Here is a 20,383-nt window from a genome sequence, read left to right on the forward strand (position 1 = left end):
GCTGGCTTCTCATTTTTGAACTTCGTGCAGGGTTATTGCGTATATTTGCAAGACATTTCAAATCAAATGATATACATAACCAGAAAAGCTTCGTTCAATGCTGCCCACAAACTGGCACGGCCCGACTGGGACGACGATAAAAATGAGTCGGTTTACGGAAAATGTTCCAATAAAAACTGGCATGGGCATAACTATGAACTTTTTGTTACCGTGAAGGGAGAAGTAAATCCTGAAACCGGTTTTCTTATCGATCTTAAGGTTTTGAAAACGATCATCAACACACGCGTTGTTGACAAGATTGATCATAAAAACCTGAATCTGGACGTTGATTTCATGCAGGGCAAGCTCACCTCTACTGAAAACCTTGCAATTGCGGTCTGGAACGAGCTTCTGGAACCTGTCGAAGCTGAAGGCGCCACCCTGCACTCTATCAAGATCAACGAGACAGACAACAATTTTGTTGAATACTTTGGCTAAACATTCATGGCAAACGAAGAAAAACACTACCTGCCCGAAGAGGCAATTGACGGATATGTAAAAATAGATCGTTATAACGACGATAAAATCAACGCAATTTCCAGCCATTATAAAGATATTCTTGCACAGCTTGGTGAAGACCCTGAGCGCGAAGGCCTTGTTAAGACGCCTGAACGCGTAGCCAAAGCATTGCAGTATCTTACCCATGGCTACGATCTTAAACCTACAGAGGTTCTGAGATCTGCCATGTTTCAGGAAGATTACAGCCAGATGGTTGTGGTAAAAGATATCGAGGTGTTCTCCATGTGCGAACACCACATGCTGCCGTTTTTCGGGAAAGCGCACGTAGCCTACATTCCGAATGGACATATTGTCGGTCTCAGCAAAATTCCGCGGGTTGTAGATGCTTATGCCCGGCGTCTTCAGGTTCAGGAACGCTTAACCAATGAAATTCGCGATTGTATACAGGAGACGCTGAACCCCAAAGGTGTGGCGGTTGTTATCGAATGTAAACACCTTTGCATGTCTATGCGGGGCGTACAAAAGCAAAATTCGGTAACCACGACTTCTGCCTTTACAGGGGAGTTTATTAATAATGACAAAACGCGGGCTGAGTTTCTCAGACTAATTACGGCCAGTCTCGACTAATTTCAAAACATATAAAAATGAAAGCATACTTATTCCCGGGACAGGGTGCGCAATTTACAGGCATGGGCCAGGAGCTCTATGCAAATGAATCAGCAAAAGAACTCTTTGAGAAAGCAAACGATATCATCGGTTTCCGGATCAGCGACATCATGTTCAGCGGTACTGACGAGGAACTGAAACAAACCAATGTTACCCAGCCGGCCATTTTCATTCACTCAGTTATCCTTGCAAAAGTATTAGGTGAGGAGTTTAAACCGGATATGGTTGCAGGCCACTCACTGGGCGAATTCTCTGCGCTTGTCGCAGCGCAGGCTATTACGTTCGAGGATGGTCTTAAGCTGGTCATTTCCCGCGCAAATGCGATGCAGAAGGCCTGCGAAAAGCAGCCGTCTGCCATGGCTGCCATTTTAGGCCTTGATGATATGACCGTTGAAAGGATCTGCGCAGAAATTGAGGATGTGGTTGTTCCGGCAAATTACAACTGTCCGGGTCAGCTTGTTATTTCAGGAAGTATAGAAGGTATTGATAACGCTTGTGCAGCGCTTACAGAAGCCGGTGCCAAACGTGCATTGAAGCTGAATGTGGGTGGTGCGTTTCACTCGCCGCTTATGGAGCCGGCAAGGCTGGAGCTGCAGGAAGCGATAGAAAACACCACCATCGTGCCCCCGGTCTGCCCCATCTTCCAGAATATTGATGCCGGCGCATATACAGATCCGCTTATCATCAAGCAAAACCTTATTCTGCAATTAACCGGTGCCGTGCGCTGGACGCAAACCGTACAAAACATGCTGGCCGCAGGTGCAACCGAGTTTATCGAAGTTGGACCCGGTAACGTACTTCAGGGACTTGTAAAAAAAGTAAACCGCGAAGCCGTCACATCCGCTGCGAAAGCAATATAATTTCTGGCTCCGCAAACAATTGACCCATTGCCGGACTTTTCAAGTACCGTCAATGGGTTTTGTTAATATTTAATACCTTTAAGAAAAGGGATGAAACTAAGTACCGGCTTCAAAATAAGGATCTTACTGCTCATTGTTGGGATTTGCTGTATAGCTACAGCAATATCATTTAAGCGCACCGTGACCAGTGAAGACCTGCTTGAACACGAGGCACGGGAACTGCAGGAAAATCTTTATACCAAAGAAAGAATTGTACACAGTTTCTTATCCGATCAGCGTCAGCTTGAAAAGGCGAAACAATTTCATCTCAATCCGGCCTATGCCCGCGCATTTATCGACCTGTACAGGAAAAGCAGCCTGAATCTGTTTGTCTATGAAGATAACAGGCTTAAGTTCTGGAGCACTTTTAAGGTCATTCTGCCAAAAGATATTTCGGCGATTCGGGAAGGAAGCTCATTCCTCAGTTTTAACGGTAAATACGAGGTTATCAAAAAAACGTCGGGAAAGTTTACCTTCTTATTCCTGATCGGCATTCAGAATCAGTATCCGCGAAAAAATCAGTACCTGGTCGATGAAATTCCGAAAGACCTTTCACCTTCGGGCAGCCTTACACTGGCCTCCATTTCTGACAAGGAGGTAGAGAACATCTATAACATCCAGAACAATTACCTGTTTCAGGTAAAACTCATCCCCAATTACTCGAGAAACTTTTATACCGATATAGAGCTTTGGTTCTGGATTGCAGGCTGCCTGCTGATCTGCGTCTTTGTTAACTTCGCTTGCGCCCGGCTGTCAAAACAGGGCCACCCCGTTCTGGCTACCCTGCTGATTGCCTTCTTTTTTCTCACAGCACGGCTTACCGACCTGCAATTTGGCTGGTTAGACCTACAGTTTAACGGAGGACTGTTCGATCCGCGCATCTATGCCGAGAGTTTTTTTATGCCCTCGCTGGGCGATTTTTTACTCAACACCCTGGCACTAACCTGGGTTGTGTTTTTTATCTACCGGCAGAAAAACAACTATCGTGCACCTGAAGCAATCAGGAAGAGTAAGGTTGCGGCTTTCGTGCTTCACGCCTTATTTCTGGTTTTACTGGGTGCAAGCGCTTTGCTCTTTGATGAGGTGTTTTTCGGACTGATCTATAATTCGAAAATCAATTTCGATATCACCATCATCATCAACCTGGGCTGGCTGAGCTGGATCAGTATTTTCATCCTGTGTCTTGCCTGGCTGAACATCTACCTGCTGGCGGTGGTATTCATGGTTTACACCCGACAGCTCAACTTCAGCAACCGCGAACGGCTTGTGCTTTTTATAGGGATGCTGCTGGCCTTTGCCTTTTACAAACTCTTTACCGGATTTACGGCATTCTTCGTGGTGTTCGCCTTGTTTATTTTCATCGTCGGCTACAACACGTATGTACAGCAGAGAAAGTTCTCTATAGCTTTGTTCGCATCGATGTTTTTTTGCCTGGCATTTAATACATCCATTAAATACGTCAAGTTCAACGACATCAAAGAGCGTTCACGCCGCGAAACGCTTGCGGAAAAACTTCAGAATAACGACGAACCGAGTACAAATTATTCGCTCGAAGCATTGGAGACCTCGATTGGAAACGACCGGTTTATCCTGGAGAACTTCCTTCAACCAGCCATGTATAAGCAGGGTATTCTGCAGAACTACATCAACAAGATGTACCTGGATGGTTACCTGTCTAAGTATGAATATCACATCTACCAATACAGCGCCGATAACGCGTCAATAAAAAATGATGAGCCTGTAGCCCTCTCGAAATTTCAGCGGCTGGTGCAGGCAGGCTCTGTTAAAATACCCGATGCCCATTATTTTTATAAGATCAATGATACCTTTGGTTATCAGCACTATTTCGGTATTATTCCCGTCGTGCATAACAATGAGATCATTGGTAAGCTTGTGATAGAGCTCCGGTCAAAAAACCTGCATAAAGACCACCAGTTTCCTGAACTGCTGATAGACGGGAAGATCAACATAGACAATGAATACAAAAACTATTCGCTTGCTTTTTACAGCAACGGCAAGTTACTGAACCAGTCGGGGCAGTACACCTATCCGCTGATCAATACAGTTTTTCATGGAGATAAGAACAAGTTGATCTTTATGAACGATCCGAATCCGGATCTCGACTTTAGCCACCTGATCTTTCAGCCGACCAGCAGCCGGCTGATTATTATGAGTAAGGAACGTGTGCCCTATATCAGCCGGCTGGCAGCATTGTCTTTCTTCTTCCTCGTCTTTATTGTCTTCTCCGCACTGCTGTATGTATTTATCTGGCTTATCAAGAATCTTGAAGACGAACGCATCGGGTGGTTTACTATCAACAGAACGCTGATGATTAATGCAAACAAGATTCTGTACAAGACGCGTATCCAGGCATCAATTATCATCTCTGTAGTGATTACCCTCGTTATTGTCGGATGGATTACGTTCTACTACATCCGCGATGAATACCGTCAGCAGCAGAAGGAGCTGATACGGGAAAAGATCAGCAAGGTTAAACAAGGCTATGAGAAGCAGCTTGTAAAAACGGGCAAGGTGGAAACAAACGAACAGGCGAAAGCAGAATTCAATGACTTCGCCGACTTCAACAATACCTATCTCAACCTTTTCAGCATTGACGGCGACCTGTTGCTTACCACACTCCCATCACTTTACGAGTACGGCATTATCAGCAAGAGAATGGGTCCGACAGCTTACATTTCGCTGAACAAAGAGCAGCGATCTGAGTATGTAAATCCGGAAGAAAAAATCGGCTATTTCACTTATGCTGCGGCCTACGTGCCTATCGTTAATGAGGAAAATACCACTGTAGCTTATATCGGCTTGCCCTATTATTCGAATGAGGCAGATTATAACGATAAGATCAGCATTTTCATCACAACACTGATTAATATCTACGCACTGGTCTTTGTGCTTATCGGTGTGCTGGCGGTGTTCCTGGCCAACCAGATTACCGGGCCGCTTACTTTTATTCAGGAGAACATCAGCCGGACCAAGATTGGGCAGAGAAATGAACCCATCATATGGCGGCGGCATGACGAGATCGGCTCGCTGATCCGGGAGTACAACAACATGATCGCTGCGCTGGAAGAAAGTGCGCGCAAACTGGCCAAGTCTGAACGGGAAAGCGCCTGGCGTGAAATGGCCAAACAGGTTGCGCATGAGATTAAAAACCCGCTCACACCGCTTAAACTTGGTGTGCAGCTGCTGGAAAGGTCCTGGAGGGAAAACGATCCGAATTTTGCGCAGAAGTTTGAACGCTTCAGCAAGTCGTTTATAGAACAGATCGAAAGTTTGTCAAGAATCGCTTCAGAGTTTTCGAATTTTGCTAAGATGCCCGATACTAAACTTGAAAAAATAGCGCTGCTTCCGGTGGTTACGTATGCGAAAGATGTGTTTACCAATACCGAAAACGTAGACATCTCCATAGCCAATCACACCAACCGCGATGTCATGATATTCGGCGACAAAGATCAGCTGCAGCGGGTCTTCAACAACCTGCTCAAAAACGCTATTGAGGCCGTTGATGGCGACAACAGGGGCATGATCCTGATCAGCCTAAAAAATGATGATACGAGCGTTTTCATTGAGGTAACAGATAATGGAAACGGAATTCCTGAAGAGGCCCACGACCAGATCTTTGTTCCAAATTTTACAACCAAATCGTCGGGAACAGGTCTTGGCCTGGCCTTCGTGAAACAGGCCGTTGAAAATGCAGGCGGCGCTGTCGGGTTCAAATCCAGAAGCGGGGAAGGCACAACGTTTTACCTGCGCTTTCCGCTCTCATAACGCTTAACGCAGCGTGATCTGCGTTTTTCCCATAGATGCGTTTCCTGAATAGAGGATGAGCGTATACGTACCTTTGATGAAAGAACCGGGGTTTTTCCAGTCAATGAGGTGTGCACTGCCATCATTCTGGTAATCAATCAGCGAAGACAGGCTGTACTGCATCTGCTGTCCGTTTGCTTCAAACATGTTGTTATCATCGGCAATGAGGTTTCCGGCCGGATCAAATACACGCAGGTAAACACGGTGTTTCCGGCCTTCTGCAAAAGGATTCGGTACAACGGTAAATTCTATTCTGAAAATGCTGGTGGTAGAGGCTCGGGTAACCTCGGTTTTGCGGCCATTTTCCCGTTCCCTGAAGGCAATGGCGCGAACTTCTGAAGCCTTCAACGCCGCGCTGTTCCTGATTCTGCTGTTCAGTTCCTTATTGCGGTTCTCCAGCTCGGCAGCCCGCTTTTTCGCTTCGGCTGCGCTGGCTTGCAAGCTGTCCATTTCCTCGCGCAGGTATTCAATCTCCCGCTGCCGCTTTTCAACACGTTTATTGTATTCTTTTACAAAAACGCGGAGGCCGGTTATCTCGGTTCTTGCTTCTGCCAGTTCCTTTTCATTTAACCTCGCCTTCTGCAGCGCCAGTTTTAACTCGGCAATTTTTAATCGGGCCTTTTGCTGTTCATTGATCAGCTGCTCTGACAGTTTAACGTTCAGCACGGTAACCTTATCAAGCTCAATTTCGATTTTGGCAAGCTCAAGTCTGAGCCTTTCTTTTTCATTGATGATGGTCACATGGGAAGACCGGCCGCTGTCACTTCGCAGGAAGAGGAAAATATTGGTGCCGACCAGCGCGACGATAATGAGAATCAAAAAGTATATCTTATTTTTGTCCCTTTTATTTGTATCGTGCTTTTCAGGCTGCATCTAAACCTCTTGCTGGGTGTTTAAACATCTATTTTTTTGGTCGCGAACATACTAAAAACAGCCTGAATTGTAAAATATTGAAAGGGAACGTATCAGTTCCCGTAAAAAATCGTTTAATTACGAATGCTGCAGCTAGTTAACTGTATTAAAAATAAGCCAGAAGCTTAACTGCATCAAAATAACACACAGGGAAAAAATGCATATAAACAAACTCTACGCACTTTTTGTTTTATTATTATCCACGTTTTGTCTTTACGCGCAGGAAACTACAAAAACTGCTCCAAAAAGGGAATTCAGGGGTATCTGGGTTGCTACAGTCGAGAACATTGACTGGCCTTCCCGGGCCGGACTAACCGTTGACCAGCAGAAGCAGGAGCTGATCGGGATTCTGGAGCGTCATAAACGCGACGGCTTAAACGCGGTGATGCTGCAGGTCAGGCCTGCGGCCGATGCACTCTACGCTAAATCAAGAGAACCATGGAGCCAGTGGCTGATGGGCAGACAGGGCCTGGCCCCGGCGCGCGGTTATGACCCCCTGGAATTCGCCATCCGCGAAGCGCATACACGCGGTATGGAACTGCATGCCTGGTTTAATCCTTACCGCGCCAGCACCTCACCGAACTCAAGACTTGCCGAAGGCCATGCCTATAACAAACACCCCGACTGGTTTTTTACATATGCGGGTAAGAAACAATTTGATCCGGGAATTCCTGATGTACGCGAGTATATCGTTCAGGTTATTCTTGATGTGGTAAAAGGATACGATATCGACGGCGTCCATTTCGACGACTATTTTTACCCTTATCCCGTGGCCGGGCAAACGCTGGCAGACGCAGCCACATTTCAGAAATACCCGAACAACTTTACCAATATTAACGACTGGAGACGCAATAACGTCGATCTGCTCATCAAACAGTTGAACGACAGCGTTCACCATTATAAAAAACACATCAAATTCGGGATCAGTCCGTTTGGGATCTGGAAAAACTACGGGCAGGATACGCTGGGTTCACGAACCAGCGGCCTGTCTAATTTCTCTGCATTGTTTGCCGACTCGCGCAAATGGGTTCAGGAAGGCTGGGTCGACTACATCAATCCGCAGATTTATTTCAGCTTTACAAAACGGGCTGCACCTTTCGGAACGCTGCTCGACTGGTGGGGTAACAATACTTTCGGCAGGCACCTCTATATCGGGCAGGCAGCATACCTCGTAAACAACCGCATGGAGGCAGCATGGCGGCAGCCGGGCCAGATTCCTGACCAGATGAGGGCAATCAGAAACAACAACCGCGTACAGGGCAGCGTCTTTTTCAGCTCGAAATCTTTTGCTACGGTTGCTCGGGCTGTTGGTGATTCGCTGCGTAACGACTTTTACCGCTATCCTGCCCTACCACCTCAAATGCCATGGATTGATGATGTACCGCCGCACCAGCCTACTGCGCTAAAAGCCGAAGCAAGAGCGGAAGGCGTTCACCTTTCCTGGAGCACCCCGGTTAAAGCACGCGACGGGGAGACTGCATCAGGGTATGTGGTGTACCGCTTTTTAGAAGGCGAGAAAATCGATATTCTGAACGCCCGGAACATTCTCAAGATCAGTTTCGACACCTACACGCAGTTTCTGGATACCGGGATTGAAAAAGGAAAACGATACAGCTACCTGGTCACTGCGCTTGACAGGATCAAAAATGAAAGCGAGCCGACCGGTCCCATCGGTGTAGAAGTGCCGGAGCTCAGTCAATCTAAATAATCAGACCTTTATAAAGATCTTTTTATTGTACATGATCCAGAGTATCAGCATCCAGGTCAGCACCAGTACAACGGCACTGGCCAGCGATGCGTTGACGGGTGAGAAATAAGGAACAAAAAACGTTTCGTATTTCCAGGTGGCCAATCCGATTTTGCTGCCATCTGCGCCGGTAACCTTGATCATGTTGAGCAACCGCGGCATCAGCCCTGAGAGGAAAAACACCGTTATAGCATTCACACCATAAACCACAAAGGGTTTTGTAAAACGCGTGTATTGCTGCACGTCAATGATCCAGTAACAAAATGCCAGTCCGAGCGTGGCAAGTCCGCCGGTATACAATACGAATGAACTTGTCCAAAGCGATTTGTTTATGGGGAATTGAAGATCCCACAGCAGGCCCAGCATCACCGTAGCAAGCCCGGTAGAAAACAGCCAGCTGATCTTTACGCTTTCCTCCAGGTCCTTTCTCTTCAGATACATACCAACCAGAAGACCAAACAACCCGGACGCGATAGCAGGCACCGTGCTCAGAATGCCTTCCGGATCCCAGGTTCGCGCAGATTTCCAAAGGTGATCTTCGGTCAGCAGCGTGCGGTCCAGCCAGGCACCCAGATTGGTTTCCTTTTCAAGATTTGCATAACCGGTACCTGGCACCGGGACAAAATTCATCAGTAGCCAGTATCCAAACAGGAGGCCGGTCATAACCCTGAAAATCCCTTTTTCAGAACTTTTAATAAAGATCCAGCTGGCAAAAAAGAACACGACAGCGATACGCTGCAGCACCCCCGGTATGCGCACATGCTGGAGCGCCGATACCGGGTCGGTAAATATTTTTGGAAACAATGAGAGGAAGAGCCCCAGGCCGAATAGAATGAGCGCGCGTTTGCATGCCTTAAAAAGCGTTTTTGAATGCGTAGCCGGCTCAAGCCGTTTACTTCCCATCGAAAAGGCAATAGAAACGCCGACAATGAAGAGGAAGAACGGAAAAATCAGATCGGTAGGTGTACAACCATTCCACTCAGCATGCTCAAGCGGAGCATAGATGTGGCCCCAGCTACCGGGATTATTTACAAGGATCATGGCGGCAACGGTTAGCCCGCGAAAGAAATCGAGGGATAACAGGCGTCGGTTTTCATGCATGGTTGTTTGGTTTAGGCAATCGAATATACGGCAAAAAAAAGATCCGCCCAACAGCTGCCGGGCGGATCAATTCTATTGCAATTTGTCGCTTAGTCTTGAAACTTCCAGCGTACAAAAGCTTCCATAGCTTCATATTCGGCAAGCCCAAGCTTATTATATGCCCGTGCAGTTTCCCTGTTACGGTCCTCAGCACGCTGCCAGAACTCCCGCGAATCGTCGCCCGGAAACACCGGACGATCCTTTTGCGACTGGTGTTTGAAGATTGCGTAACGTTTGCGTTCAAGCTCATTCGGACTAATCGGAACCGCCATTTCGATTTCATGCGTTTCGAATTCGTGCCAGGCGCCGCGGTACATCCAGAGCCAGCAATCTTTTGCCCAGTCCTCGGTTTCACGCAGCTTATTCAGTGCGGCAAGGATAATGTTGAAGCACACAATATGTGTTCCGTGCGGATCCTCAAAATCGCCGGCAGCAAAAACCTGGTGCGGTTTAACCTTCTGCAGCAGCTCAATGGTCATATCAATATCCTGTTGCGTAACCGGATTTTTCTGGCTCTTCCCACTTTCATAGAATGGCAGTGCCATGAAATGAATGTGGTCGTCAGGAACGCCGCAGTAACGTGCACCTGCAATGGCTTCTCCCTTTCTGATCAGTCCTTTTACGCTTTGTATTTCGGGCGTATCAACCTGGTTAGGCTCTTTAGACGCAATAAATTTGCGCATGTTGTCATACAACTCACGCATTTTATCCTGCGTCACACCCATCTTTTCAGAAAAGTCGATATTAAACTCCACAAAACGAAGCACATCGTCATCCCAAACCGCGGTATTTCCTGATGTCTGGTAAGCCACGTGCACATCGTGCTTCTGGTCAACCAGCCTGATAAATGTCCCGCCCATCGAGATCACATCGTCATCAGGATGCGGCGAGAAAATGATCGACCGCTTAACGGCAGGCTCGGCACGTTCAGGCCGCTGGGAGTCGTCAGCATTGGGTTTACCGCCGGGCCATCCGGTAATGGTATGCTGTAACTTATTGAAAATGTGAATATTGATGTTATACACCGGCCCCATTTCGGTAGCCAGCTGGGCCATGCCATTGTTGTTATAATCGTCTTCTGTAAGCTTCAGGATCGGCTTTTGCAGTTTATTCGCAAGCCAGATTACCGCTTTTCTGATCAGCTGATCGGTCCATACGCAGTCTTTAACCAGCCATGGTGTGTCGAACCTGGTTAACAGCGATGCCGCATCTTCGTCGAGTACAAACTCAACATGTTCTGAAAGCTGAAGGTAAGTTGCCGGAACATCACTCGAGATTTCTCCTTCTACAGCCTTGCGGATGATCGACGCCTTCTTTTTGTTCCAGGCCATCAGAATAATTTCCCTGGCTTTGAAAATGGTGCCGATACCCATGGTGATCGCTTTGGTCGGAACGAAAGCCTTGCCGCCAAAATCCCGCGCAGCGTCCCGCCGGGTCAGATCATCGAGTGTAACGAGGCGTGTACCCGAATTGGGCGCAGATCCCGGCTCATTGAAACCGATGTGACCGGTACGGCCGATACCGAGAATCTGGATGTCCAGCCCTCCGAATGTGCCGATCTTACGCTCATAGTTGAGGCAAAATTCGGGAATCGCATCCAGGCTGAGTGTTCCGTCAGGGATATGAACATTGTTTTTATCAATGTCAATGTGATCGAACAGGTTCTCATTCATGAACGTGACATAACTCTGTGCCGCATTCGGCTGCATAGGATAGTACTCGTCAAGGTTGAATGTAACGACGTTCTGAAAACTGAGTCCCTCTTCCCGGTGCATACGCACCAGTTCGGCGTATACCTTTACCGGTGTAGCGCCGGTAGCAAGTCCGAGGACTGCCTGTTCATTGTTTTCCTGCTTTTTCCTGATCAGTGCGGCAATACGCTGCGCAACATTCAGGGAAGCAGACTGGGGGTCGCTGAACACCGTAACCGGTAGTTTTTCGAACCGTGTCTCCTCCAGTAAATTTAATCTTGCCATGTTGATTTGTAGCTTTTTAGTAAGTACGGAGCGGTAAATATAGTTACTTGTGGTTTCACTTTACCAAAGGATTTATACATTTAAGGAAACATTCGCAAAAAAAATGAATAAGCACTGGAAGCAAACGTTTGATATTGTACAAAAGGCTGAAAAAAAAATTATCGGCCTGATGTCAGGAACATCGCTTGACGGGTTAGACATCGCTTTGTGTACATTAAAGGGACACGGCCGACGTACTGAAGCGCGGGTGGAACGGTTCAAAACTGTACCATACACCGCTGAGTGGAAGGCGGAGGTAAAAGCCATATTTTCCCGGCACGATGCCGACCTCGAACGTGTCTGCCTGTTAAACGAACAGACGGCAATTGTGCATGCAGACATGATTCTCAGCACGCTTAACGAATGGAACCTTAAACCTGCAGACATTGACCTGATTGCCAGTCACGGGCAAACGATTTTTCATGCACCACGGGCTTTGCATGGCTACGAAAATTACCCGAACGGAACCCTGCAAATTGGGGATGGCGACCATATTGCGGTAAAAACGGGCATCATTACGCTTTCAGACTTCAGGCAGAAACATCTGGCAGCAGGCGGCGAGGGTGCGCCGCTGGCCGTTTATGGCGATTACCTGGTTTTTTCCAAAAAAGGCGAAAACCGTATTATGCTCAACATCGGCGGTATTGCAAACTTTACTTTCCTGCCCGGTGATGAGGACAGCAAACGGGTGTTTTCTTCAGATGTTGGCCCCGGCAATACCCTGATGGACCAATATATGCAGCAGTATTTTTCGCAGCATTTTGATCAGGATGGAGCGGTTGCAGGCCGGGGCGAATCAAATCAGGACCTGCTTACGGCATTACTGGACCACCCGTTTTTTAGCGCCGGCATGCCAAAGACAACAGGACCCGAATTATTTAACCTGGCTTATCTTGAAAGTGCACAGCATCGCTCAGCCACAAGCGGCCTGAGCCATGAAGACGTCATGGCTACGTTATGTCACTTTTCTGCCAGGGCCATTGCAGATGCGGTGCTGCGTACGAATGAAAAAAGCATCAGCCTGTTTATGAGCGGCGGGGGCATGCACAACCGCCTGCTGGTCAGCATGCTGAAAGAGCTGCTGCCTGATGCATTGTTTTTCACAACGGCCGATCTTGGCATTGACCCGGATGCAAAAGAAGCTTTGTTGTTTGCCATTCTGGCGAACGAAACGATGTCTGGAGAACCGCAGCCTTTTTCTGCAGAATCCGGAATACCTTCGGTTTGTATGGGTAAAATTTCCCTCCCTTTTTAGTTACAGGATCTCCAGCGTTGCGTTTCTGAATGCATCCAGCTCGGGTACGTTACTGTCGAGCTCGGTAATCATGTAACTCAGGTTACTCAGTGAGGCGACTTTAAGTTTCAGGGACGTGTTCAATTTTTCAGAAATACACAGGACGGCCGTACGTTTTGAAGCATTCAACATGGCCTTCTTGAGCTGATTAATCTCCCAGTCGGTATCGGTAAGGCCTTTTTCGGGATCGATAGCACTTGTACCCAGCAGGCACAGGTCGGCATTGATCTCAGCGAGCTGGGCAATCACATGCCCGCCATAAGCAACCTGCGAATTTTTGGAATAAAGGCCGCCAATGAGAATAACCTCGATATTACTGTATTTAGCAAGTTCAATGGCAACCATGGGGCTAATGGTAAAGAAAGTAGCGTGCAGGCTGTCTGGAAGCAGTTTAGCGAGCTCAATGATTGATGTGCCTCCGCCTGTCAGTACGACCATACCGTCTTTGATAAGAGAGATGGCTTTCTTTGCAATGACGATTTTTGCGTCACGTGCGTACACTTCGCTGTCGTCAAAGCCAGACTGGTAAGAGCGGGATAAGGCGCCTCCATGCACTTTGTAAAGACGGTTTTCATCAGACAGCTCCTGCAGATCGCGGCGAATGGTATCTTCAGATACGGATAACAGCTGTACCAGGTCTGAAGTCAGCACGCGGTTATGCAGATTAATCTGCCGCATGATGTAATCGTGTCTTTCCTTCTTAAGCATAGTTTTTTCGAAAATAAACAAAAATTTGATTTTGCAAGCCGGTTTGCTGCTTTCTGCGTGTTTAAAACAGGATATTCCTGAATAGCGCAAAAAAGTGCAGTTTTTTCTATGCTATATGTCCTTTTTTTTCAGATATTTAGCAGAACAAACTATAGATGCGTGTTAATGCGTGTTTAGCCAAACAAAACAAACTTATTAATTAACTAAAACCAAGCTTTCATGAAAAGAAAACTACTCCAGATTCTGATGGGGTTGCTTTTTTGCTATGCCGGTGCATTTGCTCAGCAGATACGGGTAAGCGGAAAAGTTACGTCTGCGGCTGACAAGGACCCTATGCCGGGTGTTTCGGTACGGGTAAAGGGGACGCAGAACGCTGTTCAAACCAACGGGGAAGGGAATTACAGCATCCTTGCTACGAAGAGTGACGTACTGGTATTTTCGTATATCGGAACATCTGCACAGGAAAGAACAGTCGGAAACAGCACTGTGATTAATGTCCAGTTAGTAAGCGATAACACCACCCTTGACGATGTTACCATCACTGCCTACGGTATCGAAAGATCAGACAAAACACTAGGCTATTCGACGCCGAAGGTGAAAGGCGACGAGGTTACTCAAACCGGCCGTGAAAACTTTCTGAACGGCCTTGCCGGAAGAGCTCCTGGTTTGACAGTGAATCAAACCTCTGGTGATCCGGGCGCTTCATCGCAAATCGTTCTGCGTGGCGGGGTGTCAATTACCGGCGACAATAGCCCTTTATTTGTTGTTGATGGTGTTCCTATTGACAACTCGGTAGTGAGCCAAACCAATATGGCTATGGCCGGAACAAACAGGAATCAGGACTACACCAATAGGGGGGCTGATATTAATCCTGCTGACATAGAAAGCTACACGATTTTGAAAGGACCGGAAGCAACGGCACTGTATGGAAATCTTGGTGCTAGTGGTGCAATCATCATCACTACTAAAAAAGCTAAAGCTGGAAAATCGAGCGTTTCGTATAACGGCTCCCTTCGCGTCGAAACGGTGAACAATTTCCCTGAGGTACAGCAGGTTTACAGCCAGGGCGATGCTAATGGTATTCCTAACCCAGGATCAGGCAACTTCTTCGGCCCAAAATATGCGGAAGGTCTTCCAATTTATGACAACATAAATGCCTTTTTCAAAACCGGTTACGCGCAAAAGCACAACCTTATCGTAGAGGGCGGTAAAGAAGGCCTTACTTATCGATGGTCAAACGAATACACCGACAACCGGGGGACGATTCCGACAACCCAGTACCAGCGTTATGTCAGCTCACTTACCGGAAGTGTTGCGATCAACCCAAAGCTGAATTTAACAACACGGTTTAGTTATACAAACGCTTATAACAAAAAAGCAAATAAAGGAGTACAGGGATATCTTTTAGGCTTACTGCGCTTCCCATCACGTTATGACGTAACGAACTGGATTGATGATCTGGGCAATAGGGTGTTGACTTCGACAAATATCTACAACGAAACTGACAACCCTTTTTGGGATGTTAACAAGAATATAGCGGACGATCGCACAAACAGCTTGCTAGGTAATGCAAACTTGAGCTACAAACCAGCGAAATGGTTAACAGTTACTGGAATTTTAGGTATGAATCTATCTCATACAAACGGCTTGACAGTATATCACGCACAGTCATTCCTGGGGTCGGGAAGTGCTGCTACTCCTAATGGAGGTATTGTAAACACCTACACAGCATTTAACAAACGATTTGATATGTCTTTAACTGCATCTGCTACGCACAAGTTTGGAGACTTCAATAACACGTACATTCTTGGAGTAAATGCTGCAGACGTAAATAACGAGCAAAATTCTGCCCGCGGTCAGAATATGTTTGATCAAAATTTCTATAGTATCAACAACACATTGCCTTCGACACAGACAGCCCGGCTTTACATTACCCGCTATAGAAATGCAGGCGCACTCGCTCAGGCTGTATTGGGATACAAATCTTTGCTATTCCTGACACTGACCGGAAGAGTGGATGCAGCATCACGACTGATGCCTAACAATCCGTATTTCGCATATCCTTCAGCAAGTTTGGCTTTCAACTTTTCAGATCTTGAGAATTTCAAAAATTCCAGCTGGTTAAGCAGTGGAAAACTACGGGGATCATTCGGTTTGACAGGTAAAGAGCCTTATAAAGTTTATGCTTTAGCTACCCGTCTTCAACCTCAGACCAACACTGGCGGTGGTTTGGCATATGACCTTGCAAATGGAGGAAATATCACCTTAAAACCGGAAAAGACCGAATCCTATGAGTTCGGATTCGACCTGAGCATGTTTAAGAGCAGGGTTGGTATCGACTTTACATACTACAGTATGAAAAGTATAGACCAAATTATTCTTCCGAGAACAAGCTACGGAACAGGATCTGCCCTTAGAATGATGAACGGGGGAGATGTTGTAAATAAGGGTATCGAAGTACAACTTCGTGGAACTCCCGTTAAGAGTAAATCTTTGACTTGGGACATAACAATGAACTTCAGCAGAAATCGTGGCAAAGTGCTGTCAATCGCAGACGACTTGCCGGAACTCTATGAATCTGATACATGGATAAGCGGCGGTATACGTTCAGCGGTTTATCCCGGGGCCAGCTTCCTTTCTATTGGAGGATGGAAAAACAGAAGGAATAAAAACGGCGACCTGGTAATTAATCCTGCAAACGGATTGCCATTGCTTGCAAGCGACGCGGATTATCCGATCATTGGGGATCGCGCACCGAACTTCCTGTTGGGAACAGTAAACTCACTCAGTTACAAAAACTTTAATCTATCATTTCTCTTTGACCTTCGCGTAGGTGGAGATGTATACAACGGTACGCAATACGAACTATATCGCCGGGGCCTTAGCACGAAAACTTTGGATCGTGAAGTCCCTCGCGTAATTAAAGGTGTACTTCTGGATGGACTGGAAAATTCTGATAGCCCTACCCCGAATAACATTGTGATTACGCCTGCAACAAATACAAACTATTATACATCAACCACGGGAGGCATTGCGCCTGAAGACTTTATCGAGCGCAATATTAATTCGTTCAGACTTCGGGATTTAACACTTGGCTACAACTTTTCACCATCGATGTTATCGAAGGCAAAAATTTCCTCACTCGGCGTATTCGTTACCCTTACAGACGTTTTCCTAATTACAAACTATTCAGGTACGGATCCTGATGTAAATGCAGTAAACCCAAGCGTTGGCGGTGCAGGAGCAATCGGCTTTGACCTTGGAAGTCTTGGACGCCCACTGGGTGTGAATGTTGGTTTCAGACTTAAATTATAAAACGATGAAGTATTATTCATTAATCATACTTGCCATCCTTTTAGCTACAGCTAGCGGATGTAAAAAACTGCTGGACGTCAATACAGATCCGGCAACACCACAGGTGGTCAAAGCTGAATATATGCTTGCTCCGATCATCTTCCAAATGGCTAACAATACCGCTACTGATTATCGCGTATTGTTCAAGTATACACAAAACATGTTCTCGCAAGATGTTCTTGCCGCAAGCGTAGTTTGGGACCGTCACGGTTATGTGTCGGCGAGTGATTTAGGCGGCTCGCTATGGAGAATGGCGTATGTAAACTTTGGATTGAACCTCGAAGACATGATCAAGGAGGCTGAAGCTACCAATAAGTGGACCTACGCTGGAATTGGTTACGCAGTTAAAGCCTGGGGCTATCAAATGCTAACCGATGCACATGGTCCGGTAATTCTCGATGAGGCGTTTACATTAGGTAAACTTGAGTTCCGTTACCAGGATCAACCTGAAGTTTATGCCAGAGTACGCGAATGGAGTCAGAAGGCGCTCGAATGCTTCAACAAAACTGAAGGAGCGAATGTTGCAGCACTGTTATCTTCTCCTTCAGGCGACCAAATGTACCGCGGCGACAGACCAAAGTGGAGAAAATTTGTTTACGCTGTATTAGCAACACAATATGGACATCTTGTAAATAAACCTGAATTCAAAGCTCGCTATGCAGACAGTGTGGTTAAATATGTTAATCTCTCTTTCGCTAACTCTGCAGACGATGCGACGATTGGATTCAACGGAAACACATCTGGAGATTCAAATCCCCTCGGGCAGAATTTTGCTTTATTCACCCCTCTCGCCTATGGCCGCATTGGTCAGCCAATAGTCGACTATCTAACCGGTGGTGTCAGAGGAATCCCTCCTGCTGACCCAAGGACATCAGTCGATCCGCGGTTGACGAGAATGATTAATCCAATGTCTACAACTGTCCCAGCAACAAATGGGGTATATCGCGGAGTTATGCCAACACAGGGCGATGTACCTACTGTAAAAACAATCCCGCATGTTCTCGGCTCTGTTACCGGTTCAAGTGCTACTCCATTTCCTGGTAAATATATTTTCGCGAATGCAGCCAGATACCCGATTATGACTTATGCTCAATTGCAGTTCATCAAATCTGAGGCGTTGTTTACGAAAGGCGACCTGGCTGGTGCCTATAGTGCATACATTGCCGGTATTCGTGGACATATGGATTTTGTCAACACCTATGGCAGAAATGGAAATCCATCTGCACAAGCGATAACAGCTGCAGAGATTGATGCTTATCTTGCAAGCACAGAAGTGGCGAAAACTGCCGGCGATTTAAAACTTGCTGACATCATGGGCCAGAAATATATTGCGCAGTGGGGTTGGGCCGGCCTGGAACAGTGGTGTGACTTAAGAAAACATCACTACAGTGCTGATGTTTTCCGCAATTACAAGCAATTAGCTGAAGGAGAACTTAACGACACCAACCTTGGCAAGTATGCCTACCGTCTCCGTCCACGCTACAACTCGGAGTACATCTGGAATAGAAAAGAGCTTGACAAATGGGGAGGGCTGGCTCCAAATTATCACACAGTGGAAACGTGGTTCAGTCTGCCAAATAATTAATGCAAATCATGATGAGATCTATTAAATTATTAGTTATCGTTACAATATGCACGGCAATCGGATTAACGTCGTGTACTAAAAACGAGATAAAATACGCGGACTTTGAAGAAGTCACCTCCTCAGAAGCGAGGATAAAGTTTAATTATAATATTGCATACTCGGCAAATCCAGGCATTCAAATCAAATTGAACGGTCAGAGAATTTCGCCTTTGTTAACGGCTAGATACCCGTACCCCGGAGGCGGATATAATACGCTTGGCGACTCGAGAGCTGATTATCTGCGCGCTACTCCTGGTAAACAAGAGGTTAGCATCAGCATCCCGAAACGGGGTACGCTGACTGACTCAGTTGTTTTGTACAAAACCGAGATTACGACTGAGCCTGGTAAAGCTTACACACTTCATTTGACCGATACGGCTGCAAATACCAAAAGTTTTCTTACACAAGACGACCATAGCATTCCCGATTCTGGCTTCGTACGTTTCCGTTTCGTGAACCTGATGCCAAATGTACCAGCAGTTGACCTGTACTATGGAGGCGTATTGGTTGTAGGAAATATTTCATACCTGTCAGCGTCAGATTACTTTCTAAGACCAATCTTAACGACTGCAGCCGTTGCGTGGACCATTCGTCCCACAGGGAGCGCGCCGACATCGACTGCTCTTGCAACCTATACAAGCGCGAACACGTTTCTCAACCGCAGATCGTATACCGTATTCGCTACCGGTTACAGTGGCAGAACAGATGCGGTTCGACGACCGTACGTGTCGTTTTTCCTGATCAAATAAGAAAAAACACAATTATCACAGGCCGTCCTTCATCAGGGCGGCCTTTTTTGTGGCTTTTGTTCTGCGCCATTTGGACCTTCTTGATCAAAACCTTATATTCAGGCAATTAATCCTAATCATAACCCTATGTTCAAAAGAAATCATCTGATGGCCGGAGTGCTTGCAGCCGCTATCTTGTGTTCAGGTTCGGCGTCAGCCTTCCACCAGCCACGACCGCTGACTCCTATAACCAATCTAAAACCATTTGACCCCAGCTACGAACTGTTCTATGATGAATACGTCTACGGCGCTTTGCCGATTCGCATTACCAGGACGGAAGACGACGGACCGAAGCGGTTGACATTGCGTATTTATGCCGGCAGCAATCCGCAGCCGTACTATGAGTTTGTTGACATAGAGGGCACTGAAACGTTTGTTGTATTTACGCAGTACTCAGGCCCTTACTCCGTAGGCGTCACGCTTGTGGACGTTAGCCCGCTTTGAACCAAGTTGTGCTACTATTTAAGGCATCCAGATCGCATAGCAGACTGCGCTCCTCCAATCTGTTTATCGTTAGCCTTTCTACAGAGGAAGCATGATCAGCAACCTAAACCCTATCCATATGAATATGAAAAACCTCGTTCTGGCGAGTGCGATGGCACTTACCATCTCGATCAGTATTGCTCCTCATTCATCAAGAGCAGGCAATGCGCCTAAAGACAAACAGGCGTCTTTACGCTCAATACACGTTGACGACCCCTCCTACAACGTTGCCTACGATTCGTTCGTGCTTGGAGCGCTGCCCATCTGGATCACCCGCTCTTTTGACGATGGTCCGAAAAGACTTACTATCAGTATACGTTTCGAAAATTCATCGTATACCAGCTATGAGTAGATCGATATTTATGGAACCGATGCGCAGGCCACATTCAACCAATATGCCGGGCCCGGTTTCGTCGAGGTCAACATTGTC

Annotated in this window: 15 protein-coding genes; 11 read left to right on the forward strand and 4 right to left on the reverse strand. The window is 46.7% G+C overall.

The genetic code is table 11. From position 1 onward, the window contains the following. The first annotated feature begins 66 nt into the window (after positions 1 to 66). The 4 genes from EJV45_RS09125 (at position 67) to EJV45_RS09140 (ending at position 5,849) form a co-directional block, all read left to right on the forward strand. On the forward strand, positions 67 to 477 hold the full coding sequence (locus tag EJV45_RS09125; protein ID WP_129715367.1) for a 6-carboxytetrahydropterin synthase: 411 nt from the start codon (positions 67 to 69) through the stop codon (positions 475 to 477). A gap of 6 nt (positions 478 to 483) precedes the next feature. Then, positions 484 to 1,125 (forward strand): GTP cyclohydrolase I FolE, encoded by a 642-nt coding sequence (folE, locus tag EJV45_RS09130; RefSeq protein ID WP_129715368.1) that lies wholly within the window; start codon positions 484 to 486, stop codon positions 1,123 to 1,125. A 17-nt stretch (positions 1,126 to 1,142) separates the two neighbouring features. Next, positions 1,143 to 2,024: an ACP S-malonyltransferase gene (fabD, locus tag EJV45_RS09135; RefSeq protein WP_129715369.1), complete on the forward strand. Its 882-nt coding sequence runs from the start codon at positions 1,143 to 1,145 to the stop codon at positions 2,022 to 2,024. A gap of 90 nt (positions 2,025 to 2,114) precedes the next feature. Continuing rightward, positions 2,115 to 5,849, forward strand: coding sequence for a HAMP domain-containing sensor histidine kinase (locus tag EJV45_RS09140; RefSeq protein WP_129715370.1), 3,735 nt, complete (start codon positions 2,115 to 2,117; stop codon positions 5,847 to 5,849). 3 nt (positions 5,850 to 5,852) lie between these two features. On the opposite strand, the gene EJV45_RS09145 is transcribed toward EJV45_RS09140, so the two are convergent. Then, entirely contained in the window at positions 5,853 to 6,707 is an 855-nt protein-coding gene (locus EJV45_RS09145) for a hypothetical protein (RefSeq protein WP_129715371.1), read from the reverse strand. A gap of 250 nt (positions 6,708 to 6,957) precedes the next feature. On the opposite strand from EJV45_RS09145, the gene EJV45_RS09150 reads away from it, so the two are divergent. Next, a complete protein-coding gene (locus tag EJV45_RS09150; RefSeq protein WP_129715372.1) occupies positions 6,958 to 8,508 on the forward strand; it encodes a glycoside hydrolase family 10 protein in 1,551 nt (516 codons plus the stop codon). On the opposite strand, the gene EJV45_RS09155 is transcribed toward EJV45_RS09150, so the two are convergent. Together EJV45_RS09155 and nagB are read right to left on the reverse strand one after the other, a co-directional pair. Continuing rightward, positions 8,509 to 9,648 carry an acyltransferase family protein gene (locus tag EJV45_RS09155; RefSeq protein ID WP_129715373.1) on the reverse strand — a complete coding sequence of 380 codons (1,140 nt, stop codon included), beginning with the start codon at positions 9,646 to 9,648 and terminating at the stop codon, positions 8,509 to 8,511. It lies immediately after the preceding gene. An 89-nt stretch (positions 9,649 to 9,737) separates the two neighbouring features. Beyond that, positions 9,738 to 11,663 carry a glucosamine-6-phosphate deaminase gene (nagB, locus tag EJV45_RS09160; protein ID WP_240755236.1) on the reverse strand — a complete coding sequence of 642 codons (1,926 nt, stop codon included), beginning with the start codon at positions 11,661 to 11,663 and terminating at the stop codon, positions 9,738 to 9,740. Positions 11,664 to 11,766: 103 nt separating this feature from the next. Here nagB and EJV45_RS09165 point away from each other — a divergent pair, with 103 nt between their 5' ends. Beyond that, entirely contained in the window at positions 11,767 to 12,957 is a 1,191-nt protein-coding gene (locus EJV45_RS09165; protein WP_129715375.1) for an anhydro-N-acetylmuramic acid kinase, read from the forward strand. Here the strand turns inward: EJV45_RS09165 and EJV45_RS09170 are convergent, their stop codons facing one another. Then, on the reverse strand, positions 12,958 to 13,704 hold the full coding sequence (locus tag EJV45_RS09170; protein ID WP_129715376.1) for a DeoR/GlpR family DNA-binding transcription regulator: 747 nt from the start codon (positions 13,702 to 13,704) through the stop codon (positions 12,958 to 12,960). 219 nt (positions 13,705 to 13,923) lie between these two features. Here EJV45_RS09170 and EJV45_RS09175 point away from each other — a divergent pair, with 219 nt between their 5' ends. The 5 genes from EJV45_RS09175 (at position 13,924) to EJV45_RS09195 (ending at position 20,305) form a co-directional block, all read left to right on the forward strand. After that, positions 13,924 to 17,019, forward strand: a complete 3,096-nt coding sequence (locus EJV45_RS09175; protein ID WP_129715377.1) for a SusC/RagA family TonB-linked outer membrane protein — start codon at positions 13,924 to 13,926, stop codon at positions 17,017 to 17,019. 4 nt (positions 17,020 to 17,023) lie between these two features. Next, positions 17,024 to 18,643 carry a SusD/RagB family nutrient-binding outer membrane lipoprotein gene (locus EJV45_RS09180; RefSeq protein ID WP_129715378.1) on the forward strand — a complete coding sequence of 540 codons (1,620 nt, stop codon included), beginning with the start codon at positions 17,024 to 17,026 and terminating at the stop codon, positions 18,641 to 18,643. 209 nt (positions 18,644 to 18,852) lie between these two features. Beyond that, positions 18,853 to 19,431: a DUF4397 domain-containing protein gene (locus EJV45_RS09185; RefSeq protein WP_240755237.1), complete on the forward strand. Its 579-nt coding sequence runs from the start codon at positions 18,853 to 18,855 to the stop codon at positions 19,429 to 19,431. A 126-nt stretch (positions 19,432 to 19,557) separates the two neighbouring features. Further along, complete coding sequence (locus EJV45_RS09190) at positions 19,558 to 19,914, forward strand: hypothetical protein (RefSeq protein ID WP_129715380.1); 357 nt, start codon at positions 19,558 to 19,560, stop codon at positions 19,912 to 19,914. Positions 19,915 to 20,038: 124 nt separating this feature from the next. Next, entirely contained in the window at positions 20,039 to 20,305 is a 267-nt protein-coding gene (locus EJV45_RS09195) for a hypothetical protein (RefSeq protein ID WP_129715381.1), read from the forward strand. Positions 20,306 to 20,383 lie beyond the last annotated feature (78 nt).

The organism is Pedobacter sp. SYP-B3415, from assembly GCF_004138205.1.
GTDB lineage: Bacteria > Bacteroidota > Bacteroidia > Sphingobacteriales > Sphingobacteriaceae > Pedobacter.